Below are 15917 nucleotides of genomic sequence, written 5' to 3' on the forward strand. Positions count from 1 at the left end.
CTGTGATTACTTGTGGCTTGAATATTTTAAAAAAAGTGTTGACACTGTTTATTTATTCACAGTTGTTCATTGGCGTGTCACAAAACAAGAATTTAGCCAAATACATTCGGCTAATACATTTAAAAAATCTCATAACCTATTGATAAATATGGGATATGGTTGCTGGTTAATTATTAACCACATCGTCCTTCGGTCAAACAGGTAAAGACTCAAACCAGAAAAAACCAAAGTTATTAACAAAGTTATCCACAGCTTTTGTGGATAAGTGAAATTTTTGTGAAAAGGAATTGTTATGGTATTTTATTAACTAATCAAAAGTCAGGTACATGCGCACGGCCAGTAGCACGATGAGTAATGCAAACACCCGCTTCAGCAACATAACTGGTAGCTGATGGGTGAGGTTGGCACCCACAGGAGTGGTGAGTAAACTGCCAGCTGAAATGGCTAAAGTGGCGGGCCAATAAATATAGCCCATGCCGCCATTGGGTAGCTGGCTGTTGTTGATGCCTTGCATCACAAAAACCATTGAGCTGGCCAGTGCTATGGGCAGGCCGACACTGGCTGCAGTCGCAATGGCCTTTTTGATATCAATTCGGTACCAATTGAGAAAAGGCACGGTCAATGAGCCGCCACCAATCGCAATCATTGCTGAAAGCCAACCGATGATGAAACCAGCAGGCATCAACTTAAAGCGACTCAATGCTTTGGGTTGCTTGGCCTGAGGTTTAAAATCAAGCAGCATTTGAGCAGCGATCAGCAGCATCAAGCACATGAATATGATGGCGATGGCACGGGAATTAATTTGAATCACAAAATAACTGGCCAGCGCGCTGCCCAACAACACCATAGGGCTGACTTGCGCGGTGATGTTCCATATGATAGCCTGGTGTTTTTGGTGGGTATGAATACTGAGTATGGATGTAAAAATAATGCATGACATGGAGGTTGCCAATGCCATGTGCACCACCACTGCTGGGTCATATTGTTGCCACAGAAAATAACTGGTCAATGCCGGCACCATGATGGCGCCACCACCGATGCCTAACAAACCAGCGAAAAAACCAACCACCAGTCCCAGAATCACTAACAACGACAGTTCAATCATGCTGAGTTAATTTGTTTTGATGGTTCAAGCATGAATTAGTGGAGTCGGGTGATTTAACGTTTACGACCGAACAAAGTGTTCCAGATGGCATTGACGGCCTTTGTTGTTAATCTGCGTTGTATCGATTTACCCAATTTAGTTGCAAATGAATCGGCCGGTCGTCCGGGTCTGCGTTTGGTTTTTGCTGCTTCAGCTTTTTGTGTTGCTGCATCCAATCGAGCCTGTTCTTTGGCTTTTTGTTCGGCCAATTGTTTTTTCCGCGCGATTAATTTTTCATGCGCAGATTCACGATCCAAGTTCTCATCGTACTTGCCCCCAACTGGAGAACGAGACATGACCACTTTCCTTTCAGCATCAGTTGCTGGTCCCATGCGGCATCGTGGAGGTGCAATTTTAACCCGTTCAACCACCGCCGGTGCGCCTTTGGCTTCTAAGGTCGAAACCAACGCCTCACCCACGCCAAGCTCAGTGATGACATCGGCTGTTTTAAAGGCTGGGTTTGGACGAAATGAATCGGCCACGGCACGAATTACTTTTTTATCTTTCGGCGTATAGGCACGCAGTGCATGTTGTACCTTGTTACCCAGCTGGCCCAAAATGTCCTCTGGGATGTCGCCCGGTGATTGGGTACAAAAATAAACCCCAACACCTTTTGAGCGAATCAGTCTGGCCACTTGTTCAATGCGTTTGAGCACCTCTTTGGGAGAGTCTTCAAATATCAAATGAGCCTCGTCAAAAAATAGGATGAGTTTGGGTAAAGGTAAATCACCCACTTCAGGTAAGGTTTCAAATAATTCAGTCATCAGCCAAAGTAAAAAAGAAGCATACAACTGTGGCTTCATCATCAAGTCCCTTGATTCCATGATGCTGATGATGCCTTTGCCTGACATGTCCTGTCGCATCAAGTCTGACAAGGCCAAAGCGGGCTCACCAAACAGTTCATCGCCACTTTGTGATTCTAAGCTTAACAAGCGACGTTGGATGGCGCCAATGGATGCATTGGTAATGCGCCCATAGTTTGTTGATATTTCTTTGTGGTGCTCACCCATGAACTGTAACAGTGACTTGAGGTCTTTTAAATCCAACAAAGCCATGTCATTTTCTTCGGCGTACTTAAAAGCCACCGCTATCACACCTTCTTGAACATCAGACAGTTCCAGCAATCGACTCAAATACATGGGGCCAATTTCTTGGATGGTGGTTCTGACAGGGTGACCATGCTTTTTGAAGATGTCCCAAAAGATTGTGGGAGAGCCTTCATAGCGGTAGTTTTTTATGTTCAGTTCTTTGGCACGATTATCTAAGAATTCTTTTTGTTTGCCAGCTTGTGACAGGCCAGACACATCACCCTTGATGTCAGTGATGAATACCGGTACGCCCAGTGCTGAAAAGTTTTCAGCCAAAACCTGAAGGGTAACTGTTTTTCCAGTACCTGTGGCGCCGGTAATCAGACCATGTCGGTTGGCGAAATGGCCTAAGATTTCGGTCGGTTTTTTGTCCGCCCCTTGGCCTTGTCCAAAGTGAAGTTTTTTTACGCTTTCATTCATGCTGTGTATTTTCCCTTCAGCCAGTTAAAAACAGCCACCATGCCCAGCGCCTCACCGCCTTCAGTGCCGCCGGTGCGATCGCCGAAGTTCCAGCCATAAGTGTCGATATGTACCCATGGAATATCAGCGCCAACAAAATGCTCTAAAAACAACGCAGCAGTGATACACCCACCTTGGGGCAATGATGCTGAATTATTGAGATCTGCTATGGATGATTTAATGTATTTTTTATAACTTTGCTGTAAAGGCAAAGGCCAAGTCTCATCATGGCTGATTTGGCCATTAGCGAAAATCTCATCACTGATTTCTTTGCGGTTACTGAAAATTGGAGTAACGGTGGGGCCCATGGCTACTCGAGCGGCGCCAGTTAAAGTGGCGTAATCAATAATTAATTCAGGTTCGCCTTCGCTGGCATAGGTCAATGCATCAGCCAAAATAACCCTTCCTTCGGCATCCGTATGGCCAATTTCAATTGTTTGACCAGAACGGGTTTGGGCCACATCGCCTTGGCGGTAAGCGCTGCCTGATACTGCATTCTCTACCGCAGGGATTAACACTTGTAAGCAAACCGGTAAATCATGGTCAATGATCAGTTGGGCCAAGCCCAGTACATGCGCGCCACCGCCCATGTCTTTTTTCATCCAACGCATGAATTGTGCGGATTTCATGTTATTGCCGCCGGTATCGAAACAAACGCCTTTACCTACCAAAGATATTTTAGGGTTGTTTTCATCACCCCAATTTAATTCAATTAATCGTGGTGCTTTGTGGCTGGCACGACCGACTATATGAATGGATGGGAAGTTTTCACTGAGCAATGAGTCACCCACAATTTCAGTGAATGTTGCATGGTTTTCTTTGGCAAATTGTTCTGCATAATCAGACAGTTCAGTTGGTCCCATGTCATCAGCAGGTGTGTTGATTAAATCACGCACCATACTTGTGGCTTTGATGGTTGCGAGTTCGGTGTGATAGGCGCCTTGGTCTTTAACAACCAAAGTAGGGGCTTGTTTTTGATTCAAATACCGATCAAAACGATAACTGCCAAATCCCCAGGCTAAAATTACCGCCTTAATCACTTCTTCGGTGTCACTTTCTACATGGTACTGACCATCGGGAAATGATTTACATGCATGACAAAAATCATAAGGGTTCAAGTCGTCACTGACCAGCATATAAACTTTGCTGATGCGGCCACTTTTTTTGCGATCGACGATTATATTACCAACATCTTCACCTAATTTTTGTTGGCTGGCTACAGCTCGTAAGAATTCATTTTGTGCGGCCAGCCAGGTCTCATAAGTGCTTTTTATGATGGGTATGATGGGTGTGGTTTGTTGGTCGTTTGCGGTGCTGATGTAGTGTGTCATGCGCTGATTATCATTGAATGTCAATTGATTATACTGAAGCTGAGGATGAATATCGACACCGTTGTATATTGTTCACAAATCCGTGTTAATTCAGGCTTGGTAGATCATCTTTTGGTGCGGTATGTCATCCTCTAAATAGAATTCGCCGGTATTAACATAACCCAAGTCTTGGTAGAAGCGGCTGAGGTAAGTTTGTGCTGAGATAATGATGGGTTGATCAGCATAAAGTTTCTTGGTTTGCACCGTGGCTTGTTGCATCAGTTCTTTACCTAAATGTTGTGCTCGATGTGCTTGATCCACCACCACACGACCTATGCTGACGTGGTTGTTGCCACATTGTTCGGGTTTAAGTATTCTGGCGTAAGCAATAATTTGATCACTGTCAGAATTTTTGAACAGGTGTAAAGCGCCTTGATCCAGATCATCCATGTCTTGGTAAGCGCAGTTTTGTTCCAACACAAAAACGGCACTGCGTAAGCGCAGAATTTGGTACAACTCAATATTTGATAAAGCGCTGAAGCCTACCAATGAATAGTGCTCAAGATCAGTCAAGATGGGTTGCCTTGTAGTGGTGATTTAAATGCAGTTTCATAATCGCTTCAATTTGAGGCGGTGATTTTAGGGAAATGTTTGGCCTTAAGTTGAGTATTCAATGGCTTTTGTTCCATGGCGGATTCAATCAAGTTCATGGTTAACTGCACCGCACCGCGGTTTCTTTTGACCAATTCATAAGCGGCTTGCCCCATTTTTATTCTGGCTTCTTGGTTCTCAATCAAATACTCCATACTGCGAATGATGTCATTGGCGTCGTGCACTGTTTGAGAGCCGCCACAATCATTGAGGATTTGGGTGATTTCAGTGAAGTTGTGGGTGTTGGGCCCAACCAACACAGGCAATGAAAAAACCGCAGCCTCAAGCACATTGTGTCCGCCAATGTTAGCAATTGAACCGCCAACAAAAGCAATGTCAGAGGAGGCATAGAACTCAAGCATTTCGCCCATGGTATCGACCACAAAGACATCGCCTTCAATGTCAACCAATCCATTCTCGCTGCGTAATTGGGTGTTGAAACCTTTTTGACGGCAAGCTTGGGTGGTGCTTTGAAAACGTTCAGGGTGCCTGGGCACAATGACTAACATCAGTTTGGGGTGGCGCTGTTTCAATACGGCATAGGCATCCAAGACTTCAATTTCATCATCTTGGTGGGTGCTGGCCGCAATCCAAACCAGTCGAGAGTTCTGGTAGTGATCACGAATCTCTTGGCCTTTTTCGATGATGGGATCTTCAATGATGATGTCAAATTTAAGTGAGCCAACCACGAAAATCTTTTCAGGATAACAGCCTAATTGAATCATGCGCTTGGCATCGGTGATGGTTTGTGCCGCGACATAAGCGGTATCATTGAATGCTTTTGCTGCAAGCGATTCGACCCAGCGATAGCCTTTCATCGAGACTTCAGACAAGCGGGCGTTAGCAACCACAATGGGTATGTCTCTTTTTTTACAAAAGCGGAATAAGTTTGGCCAAATTTCAGTTTCCATGATGACCGCTAAATCAGGTTTGGTTTTGCGCAAGAACCTTTTAACTGCGCCTGGTAAATCATAGGGCAAATAAACATGAAAGACTTGATCGCCAAATATCTGTTGTACACGATCAGAACCTGTTGGTGTGATGGTGGTCAGTACAAAGCAATGGTCTTGGTATTTTTCCATCAAAGCTTTGATCAATGGGATGGCTGCATTCACTTCACCAACAGACACAGCATGGACCCAAATCGATTTGGTTTTGAATTTGGGTGATTTAAACCAACCAAAGCGCTCATGCCAACGTTGCAGATAGGCCTTTGTTTTGATGCCACGAGTGGCCAATCGAATTAACACCAAAGGCGTCAATATTGTGGTGACTAACGAATAAAACCTTGAACGTAACTCCAGTTTCATTTTTTTACCGCCATGGCGCGTTTAAAGCAAAGGTCGGTGTATTGCTTACCCCAAGCTTTCAGGCAAAATATCAACGATCGCTTATGACAAGCGGCATACAAGTGAACCATCACAGACATAATTATTTTGAAACTTTCTTTTTTGTGGCCTTTTTCTTGGCTTTTTTAGTGGTTTTCTTGGTCGTCTTCTTAGTGGTTTTTTTCTTCGTGACTTTTTTCTTAGTCACTTTCTTCTTCGCCACCTTCTTTTTAGCGACTTTCTTTTTGCCACGTTTTTTCTTCTCTGGTGCGTTGGCTATGATTTCAATACATTGTTCATGTGTCAGCGCTTTGGGGTCTTGGTCTTTGGATATTTTGCCATTTTTGTTACCGTCGGTCACATAGGGTCCCCAGCGACCATTCAAAACTTGAATGCCGTCATCAAAGGTCTGTATGATTCGATTGGCGTCGGCAATTTTCTTTTCTTGAATCAGTACCAAAGCTTCTTCAAGCGTGATGGTGTAGGGATCACCTTGGTCTTTTTTGATGCTGACGAATTTGTTGTCGTATCTGACATAGGGACCAAACCTACCAATGTTGGCTGAGACTTTCTCACCCTCTTTGGTCTCTCCCAAATCTCTGGGTAAATCAAACAGGGCCATGGCCTCATCATAAGTGATGGTGTCAAGCTTTTGTCCCGGAAGCAAACCAGCAAACTGTGGTTTTTCCTCATCATCTCGGGTGCCTATTTGCACGAAAGTACCGTATTTACCAATCCTTACTGACACTGGTTTGCCGGTTTTGGGGTCAGTACCTAACTCTCTTTTATACTGTGCCTCATCACGTGAAACCGTCTCTTCTTTTTCTTCAACCAACTTGATAAAAGGTTCCCAAAACTCCTTCATCAATGGCTTCCATGCTTTTTCACCACGTGAAACGGCATCGAGCGCATCTTCTAATCGTGCGGTGAATTCATAATCAACATAATCTTTAAAATGAGCTTCTAAAAATCGAGCAACCACTTTACCGACATCAGTTGGAATGAATCGTTTGGCATCAAGCTCAACGTAATCACGGTTAAGTAAAGTTGAAATGATGCTGGCATATGTTGATGGTCGGCCAATACCAAACTCTTCGAGTGCTTTGACTAATGTAGCTTCTGAATACCTTGGAGGCGGTTCAGTGAAGTGTTGGACGCCGTTGATTTCTTTGACTTCGACCACATCGCCTTTTTTCAAATTAGGCAGGTGTTTTTCTTTGTTTTTGTCCTTTTTCGCATCATCCAGGCCTTCTTCATAAACTGACAGGAAACCTTTGACCAGTATGGTGGAGCCAGATGCGCGTAGGTTGTGCCCATCACCGAATGTGAAGTCGGCTGAAACTGTGCCAATAGTGGCATTGATCATCTGACTGGCAAGGGTTCGTTTCCAAATCAAATCATACAAACGAAACTGGTCGTTGTCTAAAAACTTTTTGATTTCCATTGGCACCAGCTTGGCAGATACGGCACGGATGGCCTCATGCGCCTCTTGGGCATTTTTTGATTTACTTTTATAATGATTAGGTGCTTCAGGTACCAGTTCATTGCCGAACTTTTCTGCAATGACATTTCTGATGTCACTGATGGCGTCATTGGCTAAATTTAATGAGTCTGTTCGCATGTAAGTAATGAGACCCTGACTTTGACCATTGATTTCCATACCTTCATAAAGCTGCTGTGCTATTTGCATGGTTTTACGTGCGGTGTAACCCAGTTTGCGGGCAGCTTCTTGTTGTAGCGTTGAGGTGATGAAAGGCGCTGCTGGTTTCCGTTTTCGTTCTCGTTGGGTCAGGGCTGTCACTGTCAGCTGCTTACCCGCCTGTTGACGCAACTGCGTCAAAGCTTCATCAGCATCCTTCTGGTTGTTGATGTCAAACTTCTTGAGCTTGTCACCGGCATAAATATTAAGGTTTGACTCAAAGGCTTCATTGCCTAAAGCCATTTGTCCGTGGATGGTCCAATATTCTTCTTTTTCAAACGCAGCAATTTCATCTTCGCGTTGCACAATCATACGCAAAGCAGGTGATTGTACCCGTCCTGCTGACAGGCCTCGGCGGACTTTCTTCCACAGCAAGGGAGATAAATTAAAACCAACCAAGTAATCCAAGGCACGACGTGCTTGTTGGGCATCAACCATCTCAATAGAAATTTCTCGGGGGTTGGCCACGGCTTCTTGAATCGCTGATTTGGTGATTTCTGAGAACACCACACGCTTGACGTCTTTGCCTTTCAGTAACTTGCGGTCTTTGAGAATTTCAACCACGTGCCAAGAAATGGCTTCTCCCTCACGATCCAAATCGGTTGCGAGATAGATGGTGTCGGCTTTTTTTGCAGCCCTTACTATGGCGTCAATGTGCTTTTTATTTTTTTCTACATCAACGTATTTTAATTCAAAGTTATTTTCTGGAATGACCGCGCCGGTTTTCGCCAACAAATCACGAACATGGCCGTATGAGGCCAGTACTTTGTGGCCTTTGCCAAGGTATTTTTCTATGGTCTTTGCTTTCGCAGGTGATTCTACTATCAGTAAGTTTTCAGCCATGTTTCAGTGTTCATGATCGACCGGTGGATCAAACATCAAACTTTCCATAGAAGCAAAGGCTTGTTCCTCATCCGGTTGTGAAAATAAAATAATCAAAGCGAGCCATTGTAAATCATCCACGTCAATATTGTCAGTATTTAGATTGAGCAAACCATTGAGCAGCAGTTCGCGGGTGGTTGGGGTCAGGATTTCCGTTGATTCTAGGTAGGCGATGAAGTCAATTCCTTCTTGGTCTAAGATTTCGATTTCAGTCGGGCTATATACCCTGAACCCATCTTCAGATTGATTGACCAGAGGCTGTGGTTCGTCATTGATGGTTAACAACCATTCAATGGCGTGATCGATTGTGGAGGCTTCAAAGCCGGCCTGTTCGAGGCCTTGGTATATACTGTTTTTGGTGTACTGTTCGTTGAGGTTGGATTGTTCGGATAAGTAGTTTTCAAATAAATAGACCAATACGTCAATGATATTTTCATTCATAGTTTTTGATATTTCGCACCTGGTAACTTTTCAACCAATCCAGACAGTTCCAAGATTAACAGATCAGAAGCAATGTTACTGCTGCTTAATTTGGTTCGTTCTACGATAGCATCAAATGACGTGGGATTAAAGTCTATTTGATTGAAAATATGCTGTTGAGTTTCTGAGAGCTCAATATTGGGTGTTGTGGTGTCTTTTTCAAGGGTGGTATCTGGCAACTGGTCAAATGAAGCCTGCAGCTGGTCAGTCAACATCTCAATGCTAGGAGTCAGCTCTTCCATGATGTCTTGTGCGGATTCAACCAGTTTGGCACCTTGTTTAATCAAATGATGGCACCCTTTGGCCAGCGGATTGTGAATGCTGCCTGGAATGGCCATCACTGGTCGGTTGTTTTCCATTGACAGTCTGGCGGTAATCAATGTGCCGCTTTTTTGCGCCGCTTCCACCACCAATGTGCCCAAAGACAAGCCGGCTATGATTCTATTTCTGCGCGGAAAGTTATAAGCATTGGGTGGTGTGTTGAAAGGGAACTCGGAAACCACTGCGCCTTGTTGGGTGATTGATTTGGCCAAGTTTTGATTTGATTTTGGGTAGATTGCATTGATGCCCGTGCCCATAACTGCAACGGTTTGACCGTTGGCATCTAAGGCCGCTTGGTGTGAAGTGGCATCCACACCAGCCGCTAAACCGCTGGTGATAACCAGACCTTTTTTGGCTAAGTCAAAACAAAATGCCTGTGCATTGTTCAGGCCACCTTGGCTGGCGTTCCTGCTACCAACAACAGCAAGTTGCGGTAATAATAAAGTATTAGGATCGCCCTTCACGAACAATAACATCGGTGGATCTGAAATTTGTTTCAGCTGTGGCGGGAACAATGGATCATCTAAAGTCAGCAAATGATTGCCGGGTTTATTTAACCAATCCAACTCTGTGCGGATGTCATCGTCACTGGCAGCGATTAAATGGGTTACTGCTTTGGTGGGGATTTTGAGTTCTGGTGAGAATGATTTTTGTTGAAAGATGTGTTCAATGGATCCATAGGCATCAAGTAATCGTTTGATACCAGCAAAGCCCAATCCTGGCGCATTGAGTAAATGCAGCCAGGATGCTTTGTTCTGTTGTGACATTTAAATCAAGGCAATTTGACGTAGTCGTACATTTTCACCGGACGATTACCATCAGTGATAATGGCATAGCTGATGTTGTCAAATGTTTTGAATACCATGATATGACCTGCGTACTCCATGGGCAGTGTCACCTTTGCTTTAGATGGTTTGAGTAATGTTTTGAGGTCATTCTTAGGATGCATCACTTCATCACGAATAACTCGTTCGGGAGAATGGACTGAAAATACATCGCCCACAGAAACACCTTGTGACGAACCATTGCTGATCGCGACGATCTGTCTGCGGCCACTTCCAAATAGCGCATTGTTAAGTGCCACAATTCGAATGTTTTCATCATTCACTTCTGCTGCTTTAGGCTGGAAGTACGGATCAAAGTTGAACTGGTCTATGGGTAATATTAGATCACCTTTCTTGACTTCCGTTGTGGCCTCGATAACTTGAACAGTGGTGATGTCATCGGTACCCACTCTGACCACTTCGGCGACACCGGTGTCAGCCACTTCATAACCCAGGACTTTGACATTTTCCCAGTAAGTGCGGTCAATGTACTTTTTCCAAAAGCGTGACAACACGGCTGAGGTGGTGTAATCCGAAGATTTTTGCCATTCAACAGATTCAATTGCATGGGTGTCTGAAGTTTCCCAAGGGTAATCAGTGGGGATTTCTCGGTAAATGACAGTCGGCCTAACGATGGCGAGACGATCGCCTTGTCGAGCATTTTTCAAATTTCGGATGTAGATCAAATCACTGGTAGCTGAGACATTCCGGTCTTCTTCTGCCGCAACCACATAAGGTGCTAAGTCAATGTCTTCCTTGTTCAGGATGCGTAATTTTCTTAAGAAAGGTTCGATGTCTTTCAGTGGAATGGTTTCGACGGCGCTGTTATTGTCTACAGCTCTGACTTGTGGACTGAGTTTGACAGTAGGATGTGAACGGTTAACGGTTAATGCTGGTTTGCCGTTGAGGTAAACCAGGTTGATTTGGTCACCCGGATATATGAGGTGTGGATTTTCTATTTGTGGGTTGGCATGCCAAATCTCTGGCCACAACCAAGGAGATTTTAAAAATACTGCGGAAATATCCCATAACGTATCGCCTTTTTGAACGACATATGTATCTGGATGAGATGGATTCAATTCCACTTCTTGTGCCAGAGCAGAAAAAGCAAACCCCAGCAGTAACGCAATAATTAAATGTTGTTTTTTAAACATCATCGGCAAACCCTTGATTTTCCTAAAACTTTAGTTTATCCATTTTATTTAAAAAATTAAACAAAAATGTGAATCAAACTGCAAAATGGCGAAAAAAAGTCAGTTTTAACCCAATTTAATTCAATTTTAAAGCCAGGGTGTTGGCAGAAAAACAAGCAAATTTGAAGGTATTATGAGAATAATGGCCCTGGTTTGTTGCCAATTTAATGATTAAAACTATAATAATGAAGTTCAAAATATCCACAAACGACACATTATATAATGACTCAACTTAACATCTTGACCTTACCCGACTCAAGACTAAAGACCAAAGCCGAACCCATCAAGGTCATTGATGAGGCAGTGAAACAACTGGCCAAAGACATGTTGGAAACCATGTATGCTGCACCGGGCATTGGCCTGGCTGCGACGCAAGTTGATCAGCATGTGCGTTTGGTTGTGATTGATGTTTCAGAAGAAAAAAACCAGCCTTTGGTTATGGTCAACCCCGAAATCATAGAGAAAGCGGGCATTCAAACTCACGAAGAGGGCTGTTTGTCTGTTCCCGGTATATATGCCAAAGTGAAGAGGGCTGATCAGATTGTCGTCAGTTTTCAAGATTTGGAGGGGAACCAACAAGAATTAGCAGCAGAGGATTTGTTGGCCGTGTGTATACAACATGAACTAGACCATTTAGAGGGCGTGGTTTTTCTTGATCACTTGTCGGCCCTGAAACGTAAATTAGCCATAAAAAAATTAGCGAGGGCATAAAGCACAATGAGATTTCTTACTGCGGTTTTGCTTGGACTGCTGTTATCAGTTAGCCAAGCATCTGATAATGAACACAGCATTGAACGTTTTTCTGAAAGCGTTATCATCAAAACACCGACCAAGGCAAAGATAGTCAACCCTTACGGTGACATCAGAATCAGAAAAGCCGATGATGAGGAGTTCATCTACCATGGGGTGGCGCAATCCAGCGCGGAACAGGAGGTTAAGTTTTCATTCACACATGAAAACGGTGTGATCACCGCTTCGGTGCAATACAGTAACCCAGAGCAATTAAGTCCGCAAGACCGTTATGATTTAGCCATTGTGGTGCCAGCAGGGGTTGAGTTGGATATTGACATTGAACGTGGACGCCTCAGCTCAAAGGGCCTTGATAATGTGGTTAAAGTGCAATCAAAAACATCCGATATCACACTTAAAACTTCACAAGCTGTGGACTTGTTTACCGAGACAGGAGACATCAGTTTAACAGTGAAGGGCAGCGATAAAAATGTGAACAGTACCATTCAATCCTACCAAGGCAGGGTGACAGTTATGTACAATCAGCAGATGCCACTGTTCCAGGTCAAAACGGGCAACCACATTACCAGTAACTCGGTGGCATTATTACAAACCAAAACGCAATCACAAAGAACCCAATTGATGGGTCAAAAAAATGCCAACAAAACCATACAAATTACCACAGATTCAGGGGCCATCAATTTAATTGATTTGGCCCTTTAACACAGAGAAAAAGAGGAAAATATTTTGCAAAATAAAACATTAGTAAAAGCGACACTGTTAGGTCTTTCATGCCTGGCAAGTTGGTCAAATGTTGCTGCATCGGAAACCCGGACGGGTGCTGAGTTTGTAGGGCAGCCTGTTCATCCGGCACATTCAACAGTAGATCCCAGAACTTTGGGTCGCACCGAAAAATGGCAACCGGGTGACCCCATCAAAGAAATTCCAATGCGATTCAGGCGACCAAAGGATTGGCAAAGACCCGCGGCATTACCGCGTGGCTTTGGTGTTGATCCGTTGGCAGTGAAACAGAACGCAGTGGCTGGTCCCGAGAATGGTTTCGGCGCAGGGGATGAATTTGATAACACCATCATCAATGTAGATGGTTCAGCATTTACCGGCTCGAACCCAGCTGACACCAATGGTGATGTGGGAATCGACTACTACATTCAGTCAGTCAATGGAGGCTTTGCCTCTGGTTCAAATATCTTTGTGATTAACAAAGCTGACGGTTCTTTGGAAGCAGAGTTTGGTTTAGAGGATTTGGCTCAGGGCAGTGGCACAGGTTGTACTTCAGGCAGCGGTGATCCGGTAATCATGTTTGATCAAAACGTGGATAATGGACCCGGTGAACCACGCGGCCGGTGGGTATTGACTGAATTCACTCAAACTTCATTATGTATTTATGTTTCAGCCACGTACAGTCCATTTGATTTAGACCCCAATGATGGTGATGATGTGGTTTGGTATGTGTATGAGTTCACCTCAGAAACTGGTGGCTTGCCAGATTATCCTAAATTTGGTGTATGGAATGATGCCTATTATATGGGTGCCAACGAAAACAACCGCCAATACGCTTTTGACCGAGACAACATGCTCAATGGTGACACAGCCAGAGGCTATCAGGTTTTTCAAACCGTTGGTTTGCCTGGTTTTGGCTTTCAACATTTGATGCCAGCCGATGCCGATGGTGAAATTGAACCACCAGCAGGAGCACCGGGTATATTTATGCGTCACCGTGATGCACAGTACCATGGTGATGCGGGCAGTGATGTGTTGGAAATTTGGGAGTTCACAACCGACTTTGATACCCCTACCAACAGCGCCATCACCGGTCCTATCAATGTTGATGTTTCTGATTTTGATACCAACTTGGGCGGCACCAACTTTGGTGATCTATCGGTACCACAACCTGATGGTGCCACCAACTTGTTCCCGTTGAAACAGCCATTAATGTGGCGTGTTCAACATCGCACCATTGATGACAAGCAGTACTTGGTTGGTAACATGGTCACTGACGTCAATGGCAATGATTACCACGGAGTCAGGTGGTGGATTTTAGAAAGACCTGCTGCTACCACTTCAGGTGGCTGGGTGCTTTCAGATGAAGGTACTTACACTTCAGGTAATGGTGTAGACAGTGGTGATGGCGTTCACCGCTGGATGGCCAGTGCCGCCATGGACAGTTCTGGTAACTTAGCCATCGGTTATAACACTTCTGCCGTTGCTGGAAACAACAACGCTGCAGCAGATGTTTATGCTGGCATGCGTTATGCCGGAAGGTTGAAAGATGATCCCCCTGGCACTTTGCCACGCGGTGAAGTATCAATCATTGAAGGTTCGGCTTCCAACGGTTCATTCAGATACGGTGACTACACTTCTTTAAGTATTGACCCGGTAGATGAGTGTACGTTCTGGTATACAGCTCAATACAATCCAGCCACAAACTGGTCAACCCGCATCGCTTCATTTAAGTTTGAACAGTGTGGTTGTTTGTTGAGCATTGATCCAGTGAACTTAACCTCAGTGAATGCTGACAGTGATAACAACATCAACATCACTTGGGACGATGCGCCAAACGGTGAAATAACTGAATACAGGGTTTATCGCTCAACCACTCAAGGATCAGGTTATGTATTGATTGATACGTTGGTTGATACCAGTCCCGGTGTCGCTGATTCCGGTACATACAGTTATGATGATGGTACAGTTTCTGGTGGAACTACCTATTATTATGTCGTCAGATCTTCTGATGGTGCAGCTTGTGCCAGTGCTAATTCAACTGAACAATCTGCAACCGCCACTGGTGTTTGTACCCTTGCACCGACTTTCTCTGGTGTCTCAAGTGCCACCAACAATGCCACCAATACATGTGGAATCACAGTTGATTGGGCGGCTGGTAGCAGCTTATGTCCAGCAGGTACCGGTGAGTTGTCATACACATTGTATCGATCTACAGATCCAAGTTTTGTACCATCAGTTGCCAATGAAATTGCTTCAGGTTTAGATGTTTTGGTTTATGACGATCAAGACCCTGCGTTGGTTTCAGATACGGACTACTACTATGTGGTCAGAGCCACAGACGCGGATAACAGTCTACAAGATGACAACACACGATCAGCCTCAGCCTTTCCAACTGGTGAAATTACCCCTGAGGTTTTCGATGACGCTGTCGACTATGTGGATTTTGCAGATGCAGAAGCCAATGGTGATTGGTCAACTTTTGCAGATGCAGGTGCCACAGATTGGCGTGTAGAGTCTGGAGATGACAACACTACGGGAACTGGTTCAGCCTTTGTTTCATCAGATTTAGATGCAGTGGCAGATAAATCATTACAGACCAAGCAGTTTTCACCATCAGCAACCTCGGTATTGAGTTTCTACCACAAGTATGAATTCGAGGCAACCTACGACGGTGGTGTGTTAGAAATATTGGTCGACGGTGCAGCAGACTGGGTTGATTTGGAGTCTAATTTCTTACCTGGTTCAGCGTATGACGTGACCTTGAATGGTGGTTTTGGCCAACCCTTGGGTGCCAGACCCGCTTGGAATGGAACACAGGCGGCGTTCACATTGATCGAAGTGGACTTATCTGCCTATGCAGGCCAATTGGTCAACGTCAGGTGGCGCATGGGAACAGATTCCAGTGTTTCAGCCGGTGACTGGAAAGTAGATGACATCGTCGTCACTGACTCAGGCACGTTTGGTCAATGTCTATCAAGTGACCTTATTTTTGCCGATGGCTTTGAACAAGTTTTGCCATAAACAGCAAAACTTTTCATAAGAAAAATAAAAAGGCCTTCAATTTT

Annotated in this window: 12 protein-coding genes; 3 read left to right on the forward strand and 9 right to left on the reverse strand. The window is 44.5% G+C overall.

All coding sequences use genetic code 11. The features are described 5' to 3' along the window. Window positions 1-307 precede the first annotated feature (307 nt). From QNI24_RS01890 to QNI24_RS01930, 9 genes are all read right to left on the reverse strand, one after another. Window positions 308-1105: a sulfite exporter TauE/SafE family protein gene (locus QNI24_RS01890; RefSeq protein WP_267175722.1), complete on the reverse strand. Its 798-nt coding sequence runs from the start codon at window positions 1103-1105 to the stop codon at window positions 308-310. 53 nt (window positions 1106-1158) lie between these two features. Beyond that, a complete protein-coding gene (locus QNI24_RS01895; RefSeq protein WP_267175723.1) occupies window positions 1159-2652 on the reverse strand; it encodes a helicase HerA-like domain-containing protein in 1494 nt (497 codons plus the stop codon). Beyond that, a complete protein-coding gene (locus QNI24_RS01900; protein WP_267175724.1) occupies window positions 2649-4022 on the reverse strand; it encodes a leucyl aminopeptidase family protein in 1374 nt (457 codons plus the stop codon). Before QNI24_RS01900 ends, QNI24_RS01895 begins: the two co-directional genes overlap by 4 nt. Before the next feature lie 90 nt (window positions 4023-4112). After that, window positions 4113-4574: a GNAT family N-acetyltransferase gene (locus QNI24_RS01905; RefSeq protein WP_267175725.1), complete on the reverse strand. Its 462-nt coding sequence runs from the start codon at window positions 4572-4574 to the stop codon at window positions 4113-4115. 47 nt (window positions 4575-4621) lie between these two features. Continuing rightward, window positions 4622-5962 carry a lipid IV(A) 3-deoxy-D-manno-octulosonic acid transferase gene (gene waaA / locus QNI24_RS01910; RefSeq protein WP_267175726.1) on the reverse strand — a complete coding sequence of 447 codons (1341 nt, stop codon included), beginning with the start codon at window positions 5960-5962 and terminating at the stop codon, window positions 4622-4624. A 121-nt stretch (window positions 5963-6083) separates the two neighbouring features. Next, window positions 6084-8522, reverse strand: coding sequence for a DNA topoisomerase I (locus QNI24_RS01915; protein WP_267175727.1), 2439 nt, complete (start codon window positions 8520-8522; stop codon window positions 6084-6086). Between the two features lie 3 nt (window positions 8523-8525). Continuing rightward, window positions 8526-9002 (reverse strand): Smg family protein, encoded by a 477-nt coding sequence (locus tag QNI24_RS01920; RefSeq protein ID WP_267175728.1) that lies wholly within the window; start codon window positions 9000-9002, stop codon window positions 8526-8528. Next, window positions 8999-10129, reverse strand: a complete 1131-nt coding sequence (dprA, locus tag QNI24_RS01925) for a DNA-processing protein DprA (RefSeq protein WP_267175729.1) — start codon at window positions 10127-10129, stop codon at window positions 8999-9001. Before dprA ends, QNI24_RS01920 begins: the two co-directional genes overlap by 4 nt. Window positions 10130-10134: 5 nt before the next feature. After that, the gene (locus QNI24_RS01930) at window positions 10135-11343 is read right to left on the reverse strand and encodes a LysM peptidoglycan-binding domain-containing protein (protein ID WP_267175730.1); all 1209 of its coding nucleotides are present in this window, start codon (window positions 11341-11343) and stop codon (window positions 10135-10137) included. 258 nt (window positions 11344-11601) lie between these two features. Here QNI24_RS01930 and def point away from each other — a divergent pair, with 258 nt between their 5' ends. Genes def through QNI24_RS01945 form a run of 3 tightly spaced genes read left to right on the forward strand, consistent with a single transcriptional unit; the run spans window position 11602 to window position 15873 of the window. Further along, window positions 11602-12090, forward strand: coding sequence for a peptide deformylase (def, locus tag QNI24_RS01935; RefSeq protein ID WP_267175731.1), 489 nt, complete (start codon window positions 11602-11604; stop codon window positions 12088-12090). A gap of 6 nt (window positions 12091-12096) precedes the next feature. Next, window positions 12097-12831, forward strand: coding sequence for a hypothetical protein (locus QNI24_RS01940; protein ID WP_267175732.1), 735 nt, complete (start codon window positions 12097-12099; stop codon window positions 12829-12831). Between the two features lie 24 nt (window positions 12832-12855). Then, a complete protein-coding gene (locus QNI24_RS01945; RefSeq protein ID WP_267175733.1) occupies window positions 12856-15873 on the forward strand; it encodes a fibronectin type III domain-containing protein in 3018 nt (1005 codons plus the stop codon). Window positions 15874-15917 lie beyond the last annotated feature (44 nt).

The sequence above is a fragment of the Marinicella marina genome (assembly GCF_030065545.1).
Classification (GTDB): domain Bacteria; phylum Pseudomonadota; class Gammaproteobacteria; order Xanthomonadales; family Marinicellaceae; genus Marinicella; species Marinicella marina.

Excerpts from the sequence above, each read along its gene's own strand:
- QNI24_RS01890 (WP_267175722.1), bottom strand. The coding sequence starts at position 1,105 with ATGATTGAACTGTCGTTGTTAGTGATTCTGGGACTGGTGGTTGGTTTT.
- QNI24_RS01895 (WP_267175723.1), bottom strand. The coding sequence starts at position 2,652 with ATGAATGAAAGCGTAAAAAAACTTCACTTTGGACAAGGCCAAGGGGCG.
- QNI24_RS01900 (WP_267175724.1), bottom strand. The coding sequence starts at position 4,022 with ATGACACACTACATCAGCACCGCAAACGACCAACAAACCACACCCATC.
- waaA (WP_267175726.1), bottom strand. The coding sequence starts at position 5,962 with ATGAAACTGGAGTTACGTTCAAGGTTTTATTCGTTAGTCACCACAATA.
- QNI24_RS01915 (WP_267175727.1), bottom strand. The coding sequence starts at position 8,522 with ATGGCTGAAAACTTACTGATAGTAGAATCACCTGCGAAAGCAAAGACC.
- QNI24_RS01920 (WP_267175728.1), bottom strand. The coding sequence starts at position 9,002 with ATGAATGAAAATATCATTGACGTATTGGTCTATTTATTTGAAAACTAC.
- dprA (WP_267175729.1), bottom strand. The coding sequence starts at position 10,129 with ATGTCACAACAGAACAAAGCATCCTGGCTGCATTTACTCAATGCGCCA.
- QNI24_RS01930 (WP_267175730.1), bottom strand. The coding sequence starts at position 11,343 with ATGATGTTTAAAAAACAACATTTAATTATTGCGTTACTGCTGGGGTTT.
- def (WP_267175731.1), top strand. The coding sequence starts at position 11,602 with ATGACTCAACTTAACATCTTGACCTTACCCGACTCAAGACTAAAGACC.
- QNI24_RS01940 (WP_267175732.1), top strand. The coding sequence starts at position 12,097 with ATGAGATTTCTTACTGCGGTTTTGCTTGGACTGCTGTTATCAGTTAGC.